General features: G+C 71.6%; 16 protein-coding genes. 3 read left to right on the top strand and 13 right to left on the bottom strand.

Going from position 1 to position 15,023, the window contains the following annotated elements:
- The gene (locus OIE69_RS22465) at positions 1–1,143 is read left to right on the top strand and encodes an NADH-quinone oxidoreductase subunit D (protein WP_326574942.1); all 1,143 of its coding nucleotides are present in this window, start codon (positions 1–3) and stop codon (positions 1,141–1,143) included.
- A 39-nt stretch (positions 1,144–1,182) separates the two neighbouring features.
- Here OIE69_RS22465 and OIE69_RS22460 read toward each other — a convergent pair whose 3' ends face one another.
- The 4 genes from OIE69_RS22460 to OIE69_RS22445 all read right to left on the bottom strand — a co-directional run bounded on the left by OIE69_RS22460 (position 1,183) and on the right by OIE69_RS22445 (position 4,701).
- On the bottom strand, positions 1,183–2,175 hold the full coding sequence (locus OIE69_RS22460; RefSeq protein WP_326574940.1) for a hypothetical protein: 993 nt from the start codon (positions 2,173–2,175) through the stop codon (positions 1,183–1,185).
- A 173-nt stretch (positions 2,176–2,348) separates the two neighbouring features.
- Positions 2,349–3,314 (bottom strand): ABC transporter substrate-binding protein, encoded by a 966-nt coding sequence (locus tag OIE69_RS22455; protein ID WP_326574938.1) that lies wholly within the window; start codon positions 3,312–3,314, stop codon positions 2,349–2,351.
- Positions 3,311–4,021 (bottom strand): ABC transporter permease, encoded by a 711-nt coding sequence (locus tag OIE69_RS22450; protein WP_326574936.1) that lies wholly within the window; start codon positions 4,019–4,021, stop codon positions 3,311–3,313. Before OIE69_RS22450 ends, OIE69_RS22455 begins: the two co-directional genes overlap by 4 nt.
- A complete protein-coding gene (locus tag OIE69_RS22445; protein ID WP_326574934.1) occupies positions 4,021–4,701 on the bottom strand; it encodes an ABC transporter permease in 681 nt (226 codons plus the stop codon). The genes OIE69_RS22450 and OIE69_RS22445 overlap by 1 nt, the downstream gene beginning before the upstream one ends.
- Positions 4,702–4,870: 169 nt before the next feature.
- On the opposite strand from OIE69_RS22445, the gene OIE69_RS22440 reads away from it, so the two are divergent.
- Entirely contained in the window at positions 4,871–6,067 is a 1,197-nt protein-coding gene (locus OIE69_RS22440; protein ID WP_326581347.1) for an ABC transporter ATP-binding protein, read from the top strand.
- Positions 6,068–6,080: 13 nt separating this feature from the next.
- Complete coding sequence (locus OIE69_RS22435) at positions 6,081–6,695, top strand: GPP34 family phosphoprotein (protein WP_326574932.1); 615 nt, start codon at positions 6,081–6,083, stop codon at positions 6,693–6,695.
- A gap of 63 nt (positions 6,696–6,758) precedes the next feature.
- Here OIE69_RS22435 and OIE69_RS22430 read toward each other — a convergent pair whose 3' ends face one another.
- The 9 genes from OIE69_RS22430 to tilS form a co-directional block, all read right to left on the bottom strand.
- Positions 6,759–7,253, bottom strand: a complete 495-nt coding sequence (locus OIE69_RS22430; protein ID WP_326581345.1) for a DUF3180 domain-containing protein — start codon at positions 7,251–7,253, stop codon at positions 6,759–6,761.
- Positions 7,254–7,307: 54 nt separating this feature from the next.
- On the bottom strand, positions 7,308–7,898 hold the full coding sequence (gene folK, locus OIE69_RS22425) for a 2-amino-4-hydroxy-6-hydroxymethyldihydropteridine diphosphokinase (protein WP_326574930.1): 591 nt from the start codon (positions 7,896–7,898) through the stop codon (positions 7,308–7,310).
- Positions 7,895–8,254, bottom strand: coding sequence for a dihydroneopterin aldolase (folB, locus tag OIE69_RS22420; RefSeq protein WP_018558516.1), 360 nt, complete (start codon positions 8,252–8,254; stop codon positions 7,895–7,897). The genes folK and folB overlap by 4 nt, the downstream gene beginning before the upstream one ends.
- 227 nt (positions 8,255–8,481) lie before the next feature.
- Complete coding sequence (locus OIE69_RS22415) at positions 8,482–8,967, bottom strand: nuclear transport factor 2 family protein (protein ID WP_326574927.1); 486 nt, start codon at positions 8,965–8,967, stop codon at positions 8,482–8,484.
- Positions 8,964–9,818, bottom strand: a complete 855-nt coding sequence (gene folP / locus OIE69_RS22410; RefSeq protein WP_326574925.1) for a dihydropteroate synthase — start codon at positions 9,816–9,818, stop codon at positions 8,964–8,966. The genes OIE69_RS22415 and folP overlap by 4 nt, the downstream gene beginning before the upstream one ends.
- 510 nt (positions 9,819–10,328) lie before the next feature.
- Complete coding sequence (folE, locus tag OIE69_RS22405; RefSeq protein WP_326574923.1) at positions 10,329–10,937, bottom strand: GTP cyclohydrolase I FolE; 609 nt, start codon at positions 10,935–10,937, stop codon at positions 10,329–10,331.
- 133 nt (positions 10,938–11,070) lie between these two features.
- A complete protein-coding gene (gene ftsH, locus OIE69_RS22400; RefSeq protein WP_326574921.1) occupies positions 11,071–13,122 on the bottom strand; it encodes an ATP-dependent zinc metalloprotease FtsH in 2,052 nt (683 codons plus the stop codon).
- A gap of 192 nt (positions 13,123–13,314) precedes the next feature.
- On the bottom strand, positions 13,315–13,854 hold the full coding sequence (gene hpt, locus OIE69_RS22395; protein WP_037731546.1) for a hypoxanthine phosphoribosyltransferase: 540 nt from the start codon (positions 13,852–13,854) through the stop codon (positions 13,315–13,317).
- Between the two features lie 36 nt (positions 13,855–13,890).
- Complete coding sequence (gene tilS / locus OIE69_RS22390; RefSeq protein ID WP_326574919.1) at positions 13,891–14,877, bottom strand: tRNA lysidine(34) synthetase TilS; 987 nt, start codon at positions 14,875–14,877, stop codon at positions 13,891–13,893.
- Positions 14,878–15,023 lie beyond the last annotated feature (146 nt).

The following is a 15,023-nucleotide window of genomic DNA, read 5'->3' as shown; positions in this document are numbered from 1 at the left end:
ATGACGGAGACCACGATCGGCATCGGCGGCGCGGCCGAGGGCACCGACATGGTGCTGAACATCGGCCCTCAGCACCCCTCGACACACGGTGTGCTGCGCCTGCGCCTGAGCCTGGACGGCGAGCGGATCGGCTCGGTGGAGCCGATCATCGGGTACATGCACCGGGGCGCCGAGAAGCTCTTCGAGGCCCGGGACTACCGCCAGATCATCATGCTGGCCAACCGGCACGACTGGCTCTCCGCCTTCTCCAACGAACTCGGCGTCGTGCTCGCCGTGGAGCGCATGCTCGGCATGGAGGTGCCCGAGCGCGCGGTGTGGACCCGCACGCTGCTCGCCGAACTGAACCGGGTGCTCAACCACCTGATGTTCCTCGGCTCCTACCCCCTCGAACTGGGCGGGATCACCCCGATCTTCCACGCGTTCCGCGAGCGCGAGGACCTGCAGGCGGTCATGGAGGAGGTCTCCGGCGGCCGCATGCACTACATGTTCAACCGCGTCGGAGGCCTCAAGGAGGACCTTCCCAACGGCTGGCACGGCCGGGTCCGCAGCGCCGTCGCCGAGGTGCGCTCGCGCATGGGCACCTTCGACGACCTCGTCCTGGGCAACGAGATCTTCCGCGGCCGCACCCGCGGCGTCGGCGTCCTCTCCGCGCGGAACGTGCACGCCTACGGGGTGAGCGGGCCGATCGCCCGCGCCTCGGGCGTCGACTTCGACCTGCGCCGGGACGAGCCCTACCTGGCCTACGGGGAGCTTGCGGACACCCTGAAGGTCCCCACCCGCACCGCGGGCGACTGCCTGGCCCGCTTCGAGGTGCTGCTGGAGCAGACCCACAACGCCCTCGACCTCGCCGACGCGTGCCTGGACCGGCTGGCCGAGCTGCCCCCGGGCCCCATCAACCAGCGGCTGCCGAAGGTGCTCAAGGCCCCCGAGGGCCACACGTACGCCTGGACCGAGAACCCGCTCGGACTCAACGGCTACTACCTGGTGTCCAAGGGCGAGAAGACGCCGTACCGGCTGAAGCTGCGCTCGGCGTCCTACAACAACGTCCAGGCGCTGGCCGTGCTGCTGCCGGGCACGCTGGTCGCCGACATGGTGGCGATCCTGGGCTCGATGTTCTTCGTCGTCGGCGACATCGACAAGTGACCGGCGGGCCGCCCCCGGGCGGCCCGCGGCCGCCGGGTGTCAGGAGGAGCGGGCGCGCAGCTCGCTGAGGTCCAGCTGCTCGGTCTCGTCGTGCGCGGTCAGGTCGATGACCTCGGCCTGCTCGGCCACGGCCTCGTCCCCGACGACGTCGGCGAGGTCCGCGTCCGCGGGCGCCGTCTCGCCGGCCGCCTCCAGCTCCTGGGGGCGGGCCTTCTCGTTCTTCGTGCCGAAGAAGTCGAAGCCGCCCTGGGCGCGGCTGGCCTGCCGGTTGGGCCTGGCGTAGGGCAGCACGGCCGCGGCGACCGCGGGGACGAGCTTGGGCTGACGCACCGGCAGTGCCGGGGTGCTCCCGCTGCCGCCGGTGGTGGGGTCGTCGGGACGGTCGCGCACCGCCGGGTCCAGCGCGTGCCTGCCCTGCGGCTCGTCGGTGTCCGCGAGGTCGCGACGGCGCGCCTCCTCGACGGTGAGCGCGGCCTGCTGGCGGGCCCCGTTGCGCGACAGGTCCCGCAGCGCGGCGGACGCCCGCAGGTACGCGGCCGGGCTGACCGGCGCCGTGTAGGGCACGGGCAGCGCGGAGCCGACCGCCTTCTTCGCGACGCGGCCGTCCTCCAGGGCGCGGGCCCGCTCGGACTCGGCGGTGGCGTAGCGGCGCAGCAGGTCCGCGTGCTCCGAGCGGAGCCGGGCCAGTTCGGCGCGCTTGCCGCGCAGTTTGTTCTCCAGCTTGCCGCGCAGCTCGCGGGAGTCCTCGAGGTCCACCTCGAGCTCCGCGATCCGCTCGTCGGCACGCCACTCGTCGCGCACCCGCGCGGTCTTGAGGTCGGCGACCTGCTTGCCCGCGGCGCGGTCCCAACTGCGCAGCAGGAAGGCGCCGCCACCGGCGACACCTGCCGCCGCGACGACGAACACACGGAGCAGCACCGGATCACCGATCACCAGCGCGCCGACGGCGAGGGCCGCGGCCGAGCCGGCAACCGTCGCGGGCGGAAGCAGCCGGTGCAGCGGCTGGGAATGGCGGTGTCGTCCACGGGGCATGTTAGGGAACTTAGCGTGCCGGTGGGTCGTGTGGGGCCGCGGCATCCGATTTCTCACCGAACACACGACGACAAATACGGAGGGCGCTCACGCGTATGCGAATCGTCACGTGAGCACCCTCCCGCCACCATTTATTCGATCTTGTCCATCGGGCCGGTCCGGTCCGTGGGGCCTCAGCCCTTCAGCAGGCCCTTGGACTTCAGGTAGTCGGCGGCCACGTCCTCGGGCTTCTTGCGCTCCGAGTCCACCTGCTTGTTCAGCTCGGTGAGGTCGGCCGTGGTCAGCACCTGGGTGAGCTTGTCCAGGGCCGCGGCGACGTCCGCCCCGCCGGCCTCCTTCGCGTTGACGACGGGCAGCACGTTGTCGGCGTTCTGCAGGCCCTTGTCGTCCTCCAGGAGCACCAGGCCGAACTGGTCGAGGGTGGCGTCCGTCGTCGTGGTGAGCACCAGTTGGTCGGTGCCGTCCTTGACGGCCTGCTTGGCCTGGACGGTGCCGACGCCCTTGGCGTCGACCGAGGTCACGTCTATGCCGTAGGTCTTCTTCAGGCCGGGCGAGCAGAAGGGGCGGATGGAGCACTCCTCGCCCGCGGCGAGCTTGACCTTGATCTTCGACTTCCCGAGGTCGGAGAGGGTCTTGAGGTCGTTCTTCTCCGCGAAGTACTTGGTGACCGCGAACGCGTTCTGGTCGACGGCCTCCCCGGCCGGCAGCACCTTCAGCCCGCGCGGGGCGGCGAGTTCGGTGAGCGCCTGGACGGTGGCGTCGACGTCGGAGGAGGCGACGGGCGCGGCGTCCTTGCCGTTCGCCTTCGCGTTGAGGAACTCCGCGAGCGTGGCCGCGTACTCGGGGACGACGTCGATCTGGCCCTTCTCCAGGGCGGGTTCGTACAGCTCGCGGTTGTCGACGGTCTTGATCGTGGTCTTGTAGCCGGCGTCGGTCAGCAACTGCGAGTACAGCTGCGCGAGGACCGTGCTCTCGGTGAACCCGGCGGAGCCGACGGTCAGGGAGCCCTTGCCGCCGCCTGCCGGCGAGCTCCCCCCTCCCCCGCTCTTCTCCAGGCTGTCGCCGCCGCAGGCCGCCAGGCCCGCGGAGAGGACCGCCACAGCGGCCAGGGCGGTGGCGGTGCGCAGGGCCTTGCTCATGTGAACTCCATCTGATGGGTGGAACGGGCAGGTCTTCGGGCGGGTCGGGACTTCCGCGTGGGGGACACCAGGCGCTGCAGCAACAGGAAGACTCCCTCCACGAGCAGGGCGAGCCAGGTCACGAGGATCGCGCCGGCCACGACCTTGGCCGTGTCGTACTGGGCGTAGCCCGCGGTGATGATGCGGCCGAGGCCGCCCTCGCCGGGCAGCGCGGCGAGCGTGGCGGTGGCGACGACCTGGACGGCGGCCGAGCGCACCCCGCTCATGACGAAGGGCAGCGCCAGCGGCAGCTCGATCCGGCGGAGCATCTGGCCCCCGGTCATCCCCATGCCGCGGGCGGCCTCCACCGCGTCGCGGTCGATCTGGCGCATGCCGACGTAGGTGTTGGTGAGCAACGGCGGGACGGCGAAGAGGACCAGCGCGAGAATCGTCGGCCAGTGGCTCGCCGACCCCAGGGCGATGATCAGCAGCACGAGCACGGCGAACGTGGGCACCGCGCGCCCGACGTTGGACAGGTTGACGGCCAGCGCGCCGCCCTTGCCGAGGTGGCCGAGGACGACCGCGACGGGCAGCGCAACGGCACAGGCGATGGCCAGGGAGACGAAGGTCAGGGCGAGGTGCTCGCCCAGCCGCTGCAGCACGCCGTCGGCGCCGGTCCAGTTGGCGCCGTCGGTCAGCCACTCCCACGAGTCGGGGACCACCGCCATCACGCCACCGCCTTCGAGGCGCGGCTCCAGGGCGAGAGCAGCCGCTGGAGACCGAGCAGGAGCACGTCCGCGAGGATCGCGAGCAGCACGCAGATCGCCGAGGCGGTGAACACCTCCGCCTTGAAGAAGCTGCGCATCCCGTCGTAGATGAGGTTGCCCAGCCCCCCGTAGCCGAGGATCGCGCCGACCGTCGTGAGGGAGACCGTGGCGACCGTGGCGATGCGCACGCCCGCCATCACCGCGGGCAGCGCCAGCGGGAGCTCCACCTCGATCAGCAGCCGCAGGGGTCCGTACCCCATGCCGCGCGCGGCCTCCCGCGCGTCCTCGGGCACGGAGTCCAGTCCGGCGAGGAAGTTCCTGACGAGGATGGTCAGCGAGTAGAGCGTCAGCCCGGTGACGACCACGGCCGCGGAGATGCCGAAGACGGGCACGAGCAGGGAGAAGAGCGCGAGCGACGGGACCGTGTAGAGCACGGTCGTCAACCCCAGCACCGGCCCCTCGGCCGCCCGCCAGCGCCGGGCCACCAGGGCCAGCGGCAGCGCGAGCAGAACACCCGCGGCGACCGACGCCGCGGTGATCCACAGATGTTGCACACCCGCGTCCAGCAACTCCTGGCTGCGTGTGCGCACGAACTCGCCGCATATCCAGTCGTTCGCCGCGAGACAGTCCTGTCCGGCCATGCGATGCCACCTCCCCCGCCCGGTTCAGATCATGCAGGTGAGCGTAAACCCGGCCACGGACATTCCCGGTGTCCTGCCACATCCTCGCAACACCCCCTTCACATCCATCGCCGAGCGTGTACCAAGCTGGGGGGTGAGCCGCACCGCCCAGCGCCGACGAGAGGTCCCGATGATCCGCTTCGAGAACGTCACCAAGCGCTACCCCGACGGCACCACAGCCGTCGACGACCTGTCCTTCGAGGTGCGCGAGGGCGAACTCGTGACCCTCGTCGGGCCGTCCGGCTGCGGCAAGACCACCACGATGAAGATGGTCAACCGGCTCATCGAGCCCACCGCCGGCCGGATCCTGCTCGACGGCGAGGACATCGCCCGCACCGACCCGGTACGGCTGCGCCGCCGCATCGGCTACGTCATCCAGAACGTCGGCCTGTTCCCGCACAAGACCGTGCTGGAGAACACCGAGACCGTGCCGCACCTGCTCGGCTGGACCCGCGCCAAGCGCCGGGCACGCGCCGCCGAGCTGCTGGAACTGGTCGGCCTGGACCCGTCCGTGCACGGCTCCCGCTACCCCGAGCAGCTCTCGGGCGGCCAGCGGCAGCGGGTCGGCGTGGCCCGTGCTCTGGCGGCCGACCCGCCGCTGCTGCTGATGGACGAGCCCTTCGGCGCCGTCGACCCGGTGGTGCGGGAGCGGCTGCAGTCGGAGTTCCTGCGGCTGCAGGAACAGGTGCGCAAGACCGTGCTGTTCGTCACCCACGACATCGAGGAGGCGGTCCGGCTCGGCGACCGCATGGCGGTCTTCGGCCCCGGCCGGATCGAGCAGTACGACACCCCCGCGACGGTGCTCGGCTCCCCCGCCACCCCGTACGTGGCCGACTTCGTCGGCTCCGACCGCGGTCTGAAGCGGCTGTCCGTCACCCCGGTCGAGACCGCCGACCTGGAGCACCCGCCCGTCGTGCGCGCCGGCTCGCCGGCCGCGGAGGCCGCCGCCCTCCTGGCGAAGCAGGGCGACCCCTACGCGGTCGTGCTCGACGACGACGGCGGGCTGCGCGGCTACGTCGCCGCGGGCACCCTCACCTCGGGCACGGTCGCGGACCACACCCGCCGCCTGGAAGCCTGGGTCCCGGTGGGCTCCCCCCTCAAGCGGGCCTTCAGCGCGATGCTCCAGCACGACGCGGGCTGGATAGCCGTCGTGGACGGCGACCGCTTCGCCGGGGTGCTGACCCCGGCGACGCTGCACGCCGCGCTTCGCCGTTCGGTCAACGAAGACGGCGAGGACGGCGACGAGGCCGGAGCGGGGCGGCCGGTGGCGGCCGAGACCGGAGCGGGTGACAATCGCCGGGCGGAACCGGACGCCGAAGCCTCGTGATGCGGAGCGTTCCATGACCACCCCGCGGGACCTGATCATCACCGCCCTGGAACGGGCCGCCGAACCCGCCGTGGAACCGGGCGACCTCTCGCTCGCGCTCGCCGCGGCCGAGGCCGTCGACCTCCTGGCCGCCGGGGCCGTCGCCCTCGACGGCGACCGCCTGGTGCCGGGCGGGCACCCGGAGATCACCGATCCGCTGCTGGGCGAGGCCGCGGCCTCGCTGGTGCGCGGGGCGCCGTACGAGGCCCCCGGCGACTGGCTGTGGCGCCGCGGCCGCGGGCTGGCCGACGTCTACCTGAGCGCCCTGGCGGCCGAGGGCCAGGTCGTACGGGAACGGCACCGCAGCTGGCTGGTCCGCGACACCCGGACCGTGCTGACCGACTCCCGCGCCCGGCGCCGCGCGGCCGACCGCCTCGCGGCGGACGAGCCCGTCCTGGCCGCCCTGACCACATCGCTCGGTCTGCGCCGCGGCCCTGCCGCCGACGCGGCACCGGCCGTGAGCGACCCCGCCGCGGCCCGCGTCCTGGCCGCCCTCGACGACGCGCTGGCGGAGCTGGCCTCCGAACGCCGGCGCCGCGCCCGGCGGCAGGCCGACGCCGCGGCGGAGAACGTCCGGCGGGGCTACTGAGCCTGGCGCGTACCGGTTCGCTTCGGGCGCGAAGACGCGGGCCGGCGGGACAGAGCCCCTGCGCTACGCCCGGCCGCCCACCGTGCCGGTGCGGTTGTCGTCCTCGTCCTCGGGGAGGCGGCAGACCCGCTCCAGGAAGATCGCGGCGGCGCAGACCGCGATGCCGGCGATGACCGCGACACCCGCGTAGATCGCCTGGTCGCGGCGGGGGTCGCTGTCCATCTGGTACATCAGGAGGAAGGCGCACGCGCCGCCGTACATCCCCGCGACCAGAGCGGCGACCAGGGCGCTGGCCTGGCCGAAGACCACCGCGCGGGCGGCCAGCAGCGGGTCGACGCCCTTGGCCCCGGGACGCCGCTCGCGCTGCGCGCGCAGCCGCGAACGCAGCGACAGCGCCGTCGCCGCCAGGACGGCGGCGATCAGCGCCAGCACGATCGGCGCGGCCACGGGCACGCCCGGCAGGGTACCGAGCGAGTCCCAGAGCTTCGCGCCCGCCCACGAGAGCACTCCGGCGACCACGAACAGTCCGACCAGGGTCCTGATGCGCAGCGCCTTCACCGAGTGCTCGCTCCCCACATCACATCGACGAACGTACGGACGGGATCGTAACGATTACTCCGGCAGCCTGAGTTCCACGTCGCCCCGGGACCACACGCTCTCCCGGCCCACGCCCGCCAGCAGACCCGCCACCGGCCCCTGGCCCGGCAGCTCGGCGCCGGGGTCGACGTCGAGCCACGGCGCCAGCACGAAGGCACGCTGGTGCGCCCGCGGATGCGGCAGCGTCAGCTCCGGGTCGTCGGAGACGACGCCCTGGTAGGCAACGATGTCGACGTCGATGGTGCGCGCACCCCAGCGCTCGCCGCGGGTCCGGGCGAAGGCGTCCTCGATCGCCCGACCGCGCTCCAGCAGCGAGGACGGCGGGAGCGTCGTCCTGATCAGGACCACGGCGTTGAAGTAGTTGGGCTGCGAGCCCGGCTCGACGCCCCAGGGCTCCGTCTCGTACACCGGGGAGACCTTCTTCACCCGCAGGCCCGGGGTGTCCTCCAGGGCGTCGACGGCGCCCTGCAGCGTCTCCAGGCGGTTGCCGAGGTTGCTGCCCAGCGAGATGACGGCGAACTTCGGGTTCTGCAGCGTCGAGTCCGCGGCGTCGACCTGTGCGACGACGGAGGCCGGGACGGGCTGCACGGTGGGGTCGTAGCTCACGGGCGCCTCCGGGTGATGGTGACGGACACATCGGCGAACGGGACGGTGATCGGGGCCTGCGGCTTGTGCACGGTGACCTCCACCTCCTGGACCAGGTCGTGCTTGAGGACCTGGTCGGCGATCCGCTGGGCCAAGGTCTCGATCAGGTCCACGGGCTCGCCCTCGACGACGGCGGTGACCTCCTCGGCCACGATGCCGTAGTGCACGGTCCTGGTCAGGTCGTCCGTCGCGGCGGCGGGGGCGGTGTCCAGGCCGAGGACGAGGTCCACGAAGAAGTCCTGGCCCTCGCGGCGCTCGTGCTCGAACACGCCGTGGTGCCCGCGGGCCTTCAGGCCGCGCAGCGCGACACGATCCACGATTCACTCCCGCAGGTCGACGAACGGACGGACGGGCGCGGTCCGCCCGCCCAGCGGGAGGGGAGGGCCGCACTGCCCTGACTCGAATCTACCTTCGACCGCCGACAGTCCCCAGTACCGGACAGCGAGGCGGCCGACCGCCCCGCGCTTACCCCGGGACGCGACGCCCTACTCCGGTCTTCACCACTTCTTGCCGGTTCTTGGCACGAACGGGTGGTCAGAATGCCTCAGGCTGACCCCTCGCCGCCGTTGTCCACGTCCTCCGCGGCATCCTCGTCGATCCCGTCGGCCATCACCGGGGAGCCGTGGTGCACCCACAGCCGCCAGCCCTCCGATGTGCGCCGAAACACATTCGTGGCGACCACCAGGCCGCCCACGAGCGAGCCCATCTCGCCCTCCTCCTCGGCGGGGCCGCCGGTGAGGATGTTCTCGGTGCAGGTCACCAGGGCCGTGTCGCCGTCGACCGCCACCTCCACGTCCGTCAGGAAGAACTGGATGTACTCGGTGTTCGCCATGATCAGGGCGTACGAGCGCATCACCTCGCGGCGTCCCCGCAGCACCGGCCAGCCCGGGTGCACCACGGACACCGTCTCCGCCAGCGGGCCGGTCAGCACCAGCTCCTCCAGCGCGTCCAGGTCGGACCGCTCCACGGCGTCGTAGAACGCCTGGTTCGCCTGCTCGACCCGTGCGGCCTCGGCTGTGCGCGGCGTCATCGTGCCCCCTCCAGTGCCCGTGCGACCCGCACGGCATCGGCGCTGTCGTGCACCTCGTGCACCCGGACCGCCCAGGCGCCGCGGCCCGCCACGATGGCGGTGACGGCGGCCGTGGCGGCGTCGCGCTCCCTCGCCGGGGGCGGATCGCCGCCCTCGCCGGCCAGCACCCGGCCGAGGAACCGCTTGCGGGAGGCCGCGATCAGCAGGGGGCGGCCCAGGGCCCGCAGGTCCTCGAGGTGGGCGATCAGGGTCAGGTCGTGCTCGGCGTTCTTCGCGAAACCCAGCCCCGGGTCGAGGACGATCCGCTCCGGGTCGATGCCGCCCGCCACGGCGCGGTCGAGGCTGTGCCGCAGCTCCGCGGTGACCTCGCCCACGACGTCCCGGTAGACCGCCCGGTTGTTCATGTCGATGCTCTGGCCCCGCCAGTGCATCACGATGAACGGGCTGCCGGTCGCCGCGACAACCGGGATCATCGCCGGGTCCGCCTGTCCGCCGCTGACGTCGTTGACCAGGACCGCGCCCGCCTCGACCGCCTTCTCCGCGACCGCGGCCCGCATGGTGTCCACACTCACCACGGCCCCGGCCCGGGTCAGCTCGCGCACGACCGGGACCACCCTGCGCAGTTCCTCCGCCTCGTCCACGCGCGCCGCGCCCGGACGGGTCGACTCACCGCCGACGTCCACCAGGTCGGCACCGGCCGCGACGAGGTCCAGGCCGTGCTTCACCGCCAGCTCGGTGTCGAACCACTCGCCGCCGTCCGAGAACGAGTCCGGCGTGACGTTCACCACGCCCATGACCGCGCACCGGTCCCAGGACGGCAATCCGGCCACGTGGCCGCGCAACCTACCCATGGGCTCAGCCTAGGCCTTGTCGTCGAAGTGGCTCCGGCCGCCCGGAGGGCGCGCCCCGCGGTTCCCCCAGCTCGCGCCGGGAGGTGCCCCCGGTGCGGTGCGCCGGGAGGCGGAGGATCGTCCTCGTGGTGGGCTACCCGGACGGTTCGACGACGTCACCACAGGCGCCGTGAGGCCCAGGCGGGGAGGGCCAGGGTGACGAATCCCTCGGCCCGCATGGCGGCCAGGCCGATCCGGGGGAGGTCCCCGGTGGCCCGGAAGACCAGCCGCGGACGCCGGCATCGCCCATGGGAGCCGTCGCACCCTGTCCCGGGGAACCCGGACGGCGGGATCTTCCTCTGCCACGACAGACATCGCTCACCACGCCCCGGCGATGCGGATCACACCCGCACGCCCCACTCTCGTCGGAGATTTGCGCCCTGTAGGACGTGAAGTCCGCCACACGAATTCCGTCGCCGGGCGGGGAACGGGCACATCGGCCGGGACGACCGGGGGCCGCGGCCCCTCAGGTCACTTGGCCATGATCAGGCTCATCGCCTCGGCGCGGGTGGCGGAGTCGCGCAACTGCCCCCGCACCGCCGAGGTGATGGTCTTCGCGCCGGGCTTGCGGACCCCGCGCATCGTCATGCACATGTGCTCGCACTCGATGACCACGATCACGCCGCGCGGTTCGAGTATCCGCATGAGCGAGTCCGCGATCTGCGTGGTGAGCCGCTCCTGCACCTGCGGGCGGCGGGCGAAGACGTCGACCAGACGGGCCAGCTTCGACAGACCGGTGATCTTGCCGTCCGCCGAGGGGATGTAGCCGACGTGGGCGACGCCCACGAACGGCACCAGGTGGTGCTCGCAGCTCGACAGCACCTCGATGTCCTTGACCAGGACCATCTCGTCGTGGCCGAGGTCGAAGGTGGTCGTCAGGACGTCCTCGGGCTCCTGGTAGAGCCCGGCGAAGATCTCCCGGTACGCCCGCGCCACCCGCGCGGGGGTCTCCCGCAGACCCTCGCGGCCGGGGTCCTCCCCGACCGCGATCAGCAGCTCACGGACCGCGTTCTCGGCACGCTTCTCGTCGAACTCGCCGACGGGGCGCAGTTCGCCCTCAAGGGTCACCGGGTCGGTCATGTGTGCCTCGTTCCTCAGACGTACCGAATGCGTGGGCCGCGGGAACCGCGGAAACGCAGCGCCCCCCAGGATAGGAAACCTGGGGGGCGCGGTACGCATTCCGATGTCCGTGACCAAGGCCACGTCCGAGGTGTCAGGCCTCGGGGTTCGGCTCCTCCGGGAGCTCCACCGTCTCGGCGGGCTTGCTCAGCGACGCCGTGGCGCTGCCGTTGGCCGTCGGCTGGGTGCCGTTGGTCAGGGCGAGCTCACGGGGCGAGAGCACCGGCGGGCGGGTCGACGGCGTACGCCGCGAGGAACCCGTCCAGGCCGGACGCGGCGGGCGCTTGACGATCGGCTTGAAGATCTCGGCGAGGTCCTCCTTGTTCAGCGTCTCCTTGTCCAGGAGGGCCAGAACCAGGTTGTCGAGAACGTCGCGGTTCTCGACGAGGATCTCCCACGCCTCGTTGTGCGCGGTCTCGATGAGCTTCTTGACCTCTTCGTCGACCAGTCCGGCGACCTCTTCCGAGTAGTCGCGCTGGTGGGACATCTCACGGCCGAGGAAGGGCTCCCCGTCGCTCGTCCCGAACTTGATCGCGCCCAGTCGCTCGGTCATGCCGTACTGGGTCACCATCGCGCGGGCCGTGGTGGTGGCCTTCTCGATGTCGTCCGCGGCACCGGTGGTCGGGTCGTGGAAGACCAGCTCCTCCGCCGCGCGGCCGCCCATGGTCATGGCGAGCCGGTCGAGCATCTCGTTGCGGGTGGTGGAGTACTTGTCCTCGTCCGGCAGGACCATCGTGTAGCCGAGGGCCCGGCCGCGGGACAAGATCGTGATCTTGTGCACCGGGTCGCTGTTCGGAGAAGCCGCGGCGACCAGGGCGTGACCGCCCTCGTGGTACGCGGTGATCTTCTTCTCCTTGTCGGACATGATCCTGGTGCGCTTCTGCGGGCCGGCCACGACACGGTCGATGGCCTCGTCCAGCATCGCGTTGTCGACCAGCTTCTTGTCGCTGCGCGCGGTGAGCAGCGCCGCCTCGTTGAGGACGTTCGCCAGGTCCGCACCGGTGAAGCCGGGGGTGCGGCGGGCGACGGCCTTGAGGTCGACGTCCGGGGCGACCGGCTTGCCCTTCTGGTGGACCTGGAGGATCTCCAGGCGGCCCTGCAGGTCGGGGCGGTCGACCGCGATCTGCCGGTCGAACCGGCCCGGGCGCAGCAGCGCCGGGTCCAGGATGTCCGGGCGGTTGGTGGCGGCGATCAGGATGACCCCGCCCTTGACGTCGAAGCCGTCCATCTCGACCAGCAGCTGGTTGAGCGTCTGCTCACGCTCGTCGTGACCGCCGCCGAGACCCGCACCGCGGTGCCGGCCGACGGCGTCGATCTCGTCGACGAAGACGATGGCCGGGGCGTTCGCCTTGGCCTGCTCGAACAGGTCGCGGACACGCGAGGCGCCGACACCCACGAACATCTCGACGAAGTCGGATCCGGAGATCGAGTAGAACGGGACGCCCGCCTCGCCGGCGACGGCGCGCGCGAGCAGGGTCTTGCCCGTTCCGGGCGGGCCGTAGAGCAGCACACCCTTGGGGATCTTGGCGCCGACGGCCTGGAACTTCGCCGGCTCCTGCAGGAACTCCTTGATCTCCTGGAGCTCCTCGACGGCCTCGTCCGAGCCGGCGACGTCGGCGAAGGTCGTCTTCGGGGTGTCCTTGGTGATCAGCTTGGCCTTGGACTTCCCGAAGTTCATCACCCGGGAGCCGCCGCCCTGCATCTGATTCATCAGGAACAGGAAGACCACGACGATGAGGACGAAGGGCAGCAGCGACAGCAGGATGCCGACGAAGGCGTTCTGCTTCGAGGGCGCGACGGTGTAGCCGTCGGGCAGGGTGCTCTTGTTGGCGTCGTCAACCTTGGCCTGCAGGATCTTCGCCACGTCGACGCCCTGGTCGCCGATGTAGCTCGCCTTGATCTTGGAGCCCAGGTCCTTGCCGCCTACCTTGGCGCCGTCCTTGAGCTCGACCTTGATCGTGTTCTCGTCGCCGGTGGTCAGCTCGGCGGACTTGGCCTGGTTGCTGTTGATGGCCTCAATGGCCTGGCCGGTGTCCACCGTCTTGTAGCCACCGGACGAGCCGACGACCTGCATCAAAACGACCACAGCGAGGACAGCCAGCACGATCCACATGACTGGCCCACGGAAATAGCGCTTCACGTCCATCCATGCGGGGCGAACACGCCCCGTCCCTCCTGCCACAGTGAGGCACCGCGGCCTGGGGGCCGCCGGTGCATCCGGTGTATGAACCGACCTTCGGACGGTACCCCAGCATTGTCACCCGAAGTTGCCGGAGACCGTAAACAAACAGCGTTACCACCCTCCAACGCGGAGGAGGGCGTCGGGGTTCCCGGAGCCTCAGCCGCCGTACACGTGCGGCGCAAGGGTGCCGATGAACGGCAGGTTCCGGTACTTCTCCGCGAAGTCCAGGCCGTAGCCGACCACGAACTCGTTGGGGATGTCGAAACCGACGTACTTCACATCGATCTCGACCTTGGCGGCGTCCGGCTTGCGCAGCAGCGTGCAGACCTCGAGCGAGGCCGGGCGGCGCGAGCCCAGGTTGCTGATCAGCCAGGACAGGGTCAGACCGGAGTCGATGATGTCCTCGACGATCAGGACGTCCCGCCCGGCGATGTCGGTGTCGAGGTCCTTGAGGATCCGCACGACACCCGAGGACTTGGTCCCCGCCCCGTACGAGGACACCGCCATCCAGTCCATGGTGACCTGGGAGGACAGGGTTCGCGCGAGGTCCGCCATCACCATCACGGCGCCCTTGAGGACGCCGACGATCAGCAGGTCCTTGCCCTCGTAGTCCTTGTCGATCTGCGCAGCCAGCTCCGCCAGCTTGGCGTCGATCTCTTGCTTGGAGATGAGCACCTTCTCGAGGTCGGTGCCCATGTCGTTCTCGTTCACCCGCACAACTTCCGGCTCGGTCTACAGGGCCTGGAAGAACAGTCTGCCATTCCGCCGGCCGACGGCGACGCCGCCCGGTAGGTTGAGCGGCTTCTGCCCGCGCCACCCGGTGAGCAGGCGGTCGGTCTCCTCGATGTGCCGGGCGAAGAGCGAACCGGCGGGCGAGCCCGCCGCGACGGCCGCACGGCGCAGCACCCGGCGGCGTACCGCGGGGGGAAGGGTCAGCAGCCGGGCGACGTCCAGCCCGCCGTCGGCGTCGACGGCCGTCCGCTCGGCCTGGGCCGCCCACTGGTCGAGGGCGTCGGCGTCGTCCCGGGAGAGCTGGGCGGTGCGGGCCAGCGCCTCCACGACGCCCTTGCCCAGGGACTTCTCCAGCACCGGCAGCGCCTCGTGGCGGACCCGGGAGCGGGTGTAGGCGGGGTCGTGGTTGTGCGGGTCCTCCCACACGTCGATGCCCTGCACGAGGCAGGCCTTGCGGACCGTGTCGCGGTCCAGCAGCAGGAAGGGGCGGCGGTAGCGCCCGTTGACGGCGGGCATGCCGGACAGCGACCGGATGCCGGAACCGCGGGCCAGCCCCAGCAGCACCGTTTCCGCTTGGTCGTCCCGGGTGTGGCCGAGCAGCACGGCGGAGGCGCCGGCGCGTTCCGCGACGGCGTCCAGCGCGGCGTACCGCGCGTCGCGCGCGGCGGCCTCCGGGCCGCCCTGACGGCCGACGGTGACCTCGACGGCGTCCACCGGGGCGAGTCCGAGACCGCGCAGGCGGTCGGCCACGTCGACGGCGCGGGTCGCCGAGCCGTCCTGCAGGCCGTGGTCGACGGTGACACCGCCGGCCCGGACGCCGAGCTTGGGCGCTTCGAAGGCGAGGGCGGTGGCGAGGGCCATCGAATCGGCTCCGCCGCTGCAGGCGGCCAGCACGAGCGGGCTGCCGCCGGGGTGGTCGGTCAGGATGTCCTGGAGTACGCGGCGGACCGCCAGGCGTATCGCCGCGACCGCGGGGTGGGGACCCATGTCCGGTTTCCCTCCTGGAGAGGCTGGGGGAGGCGTCGGGACGGTGAAGATGACGCAGGGTAGCTAGATGGTGACAGACAGCGGGCGATACTCGAGCATCGCACGCTTACCCTGCGCCCACGGTCCCTCGGACGGGTGAACCGGGA

The organism is Actinacidiphila glaucinigra (assembly GCF_035918135.1).
Taxonomy (GTDB): Bacteria; Actinomycetota; Actinomycetes; order Streptomycetales; family Streptomycetaceae; genus Actinacidiphila; species Actinacidiphila glaucinigra.
This window is presented reverse-complemented; position numbering and strand designations above follow the sequence as displayed.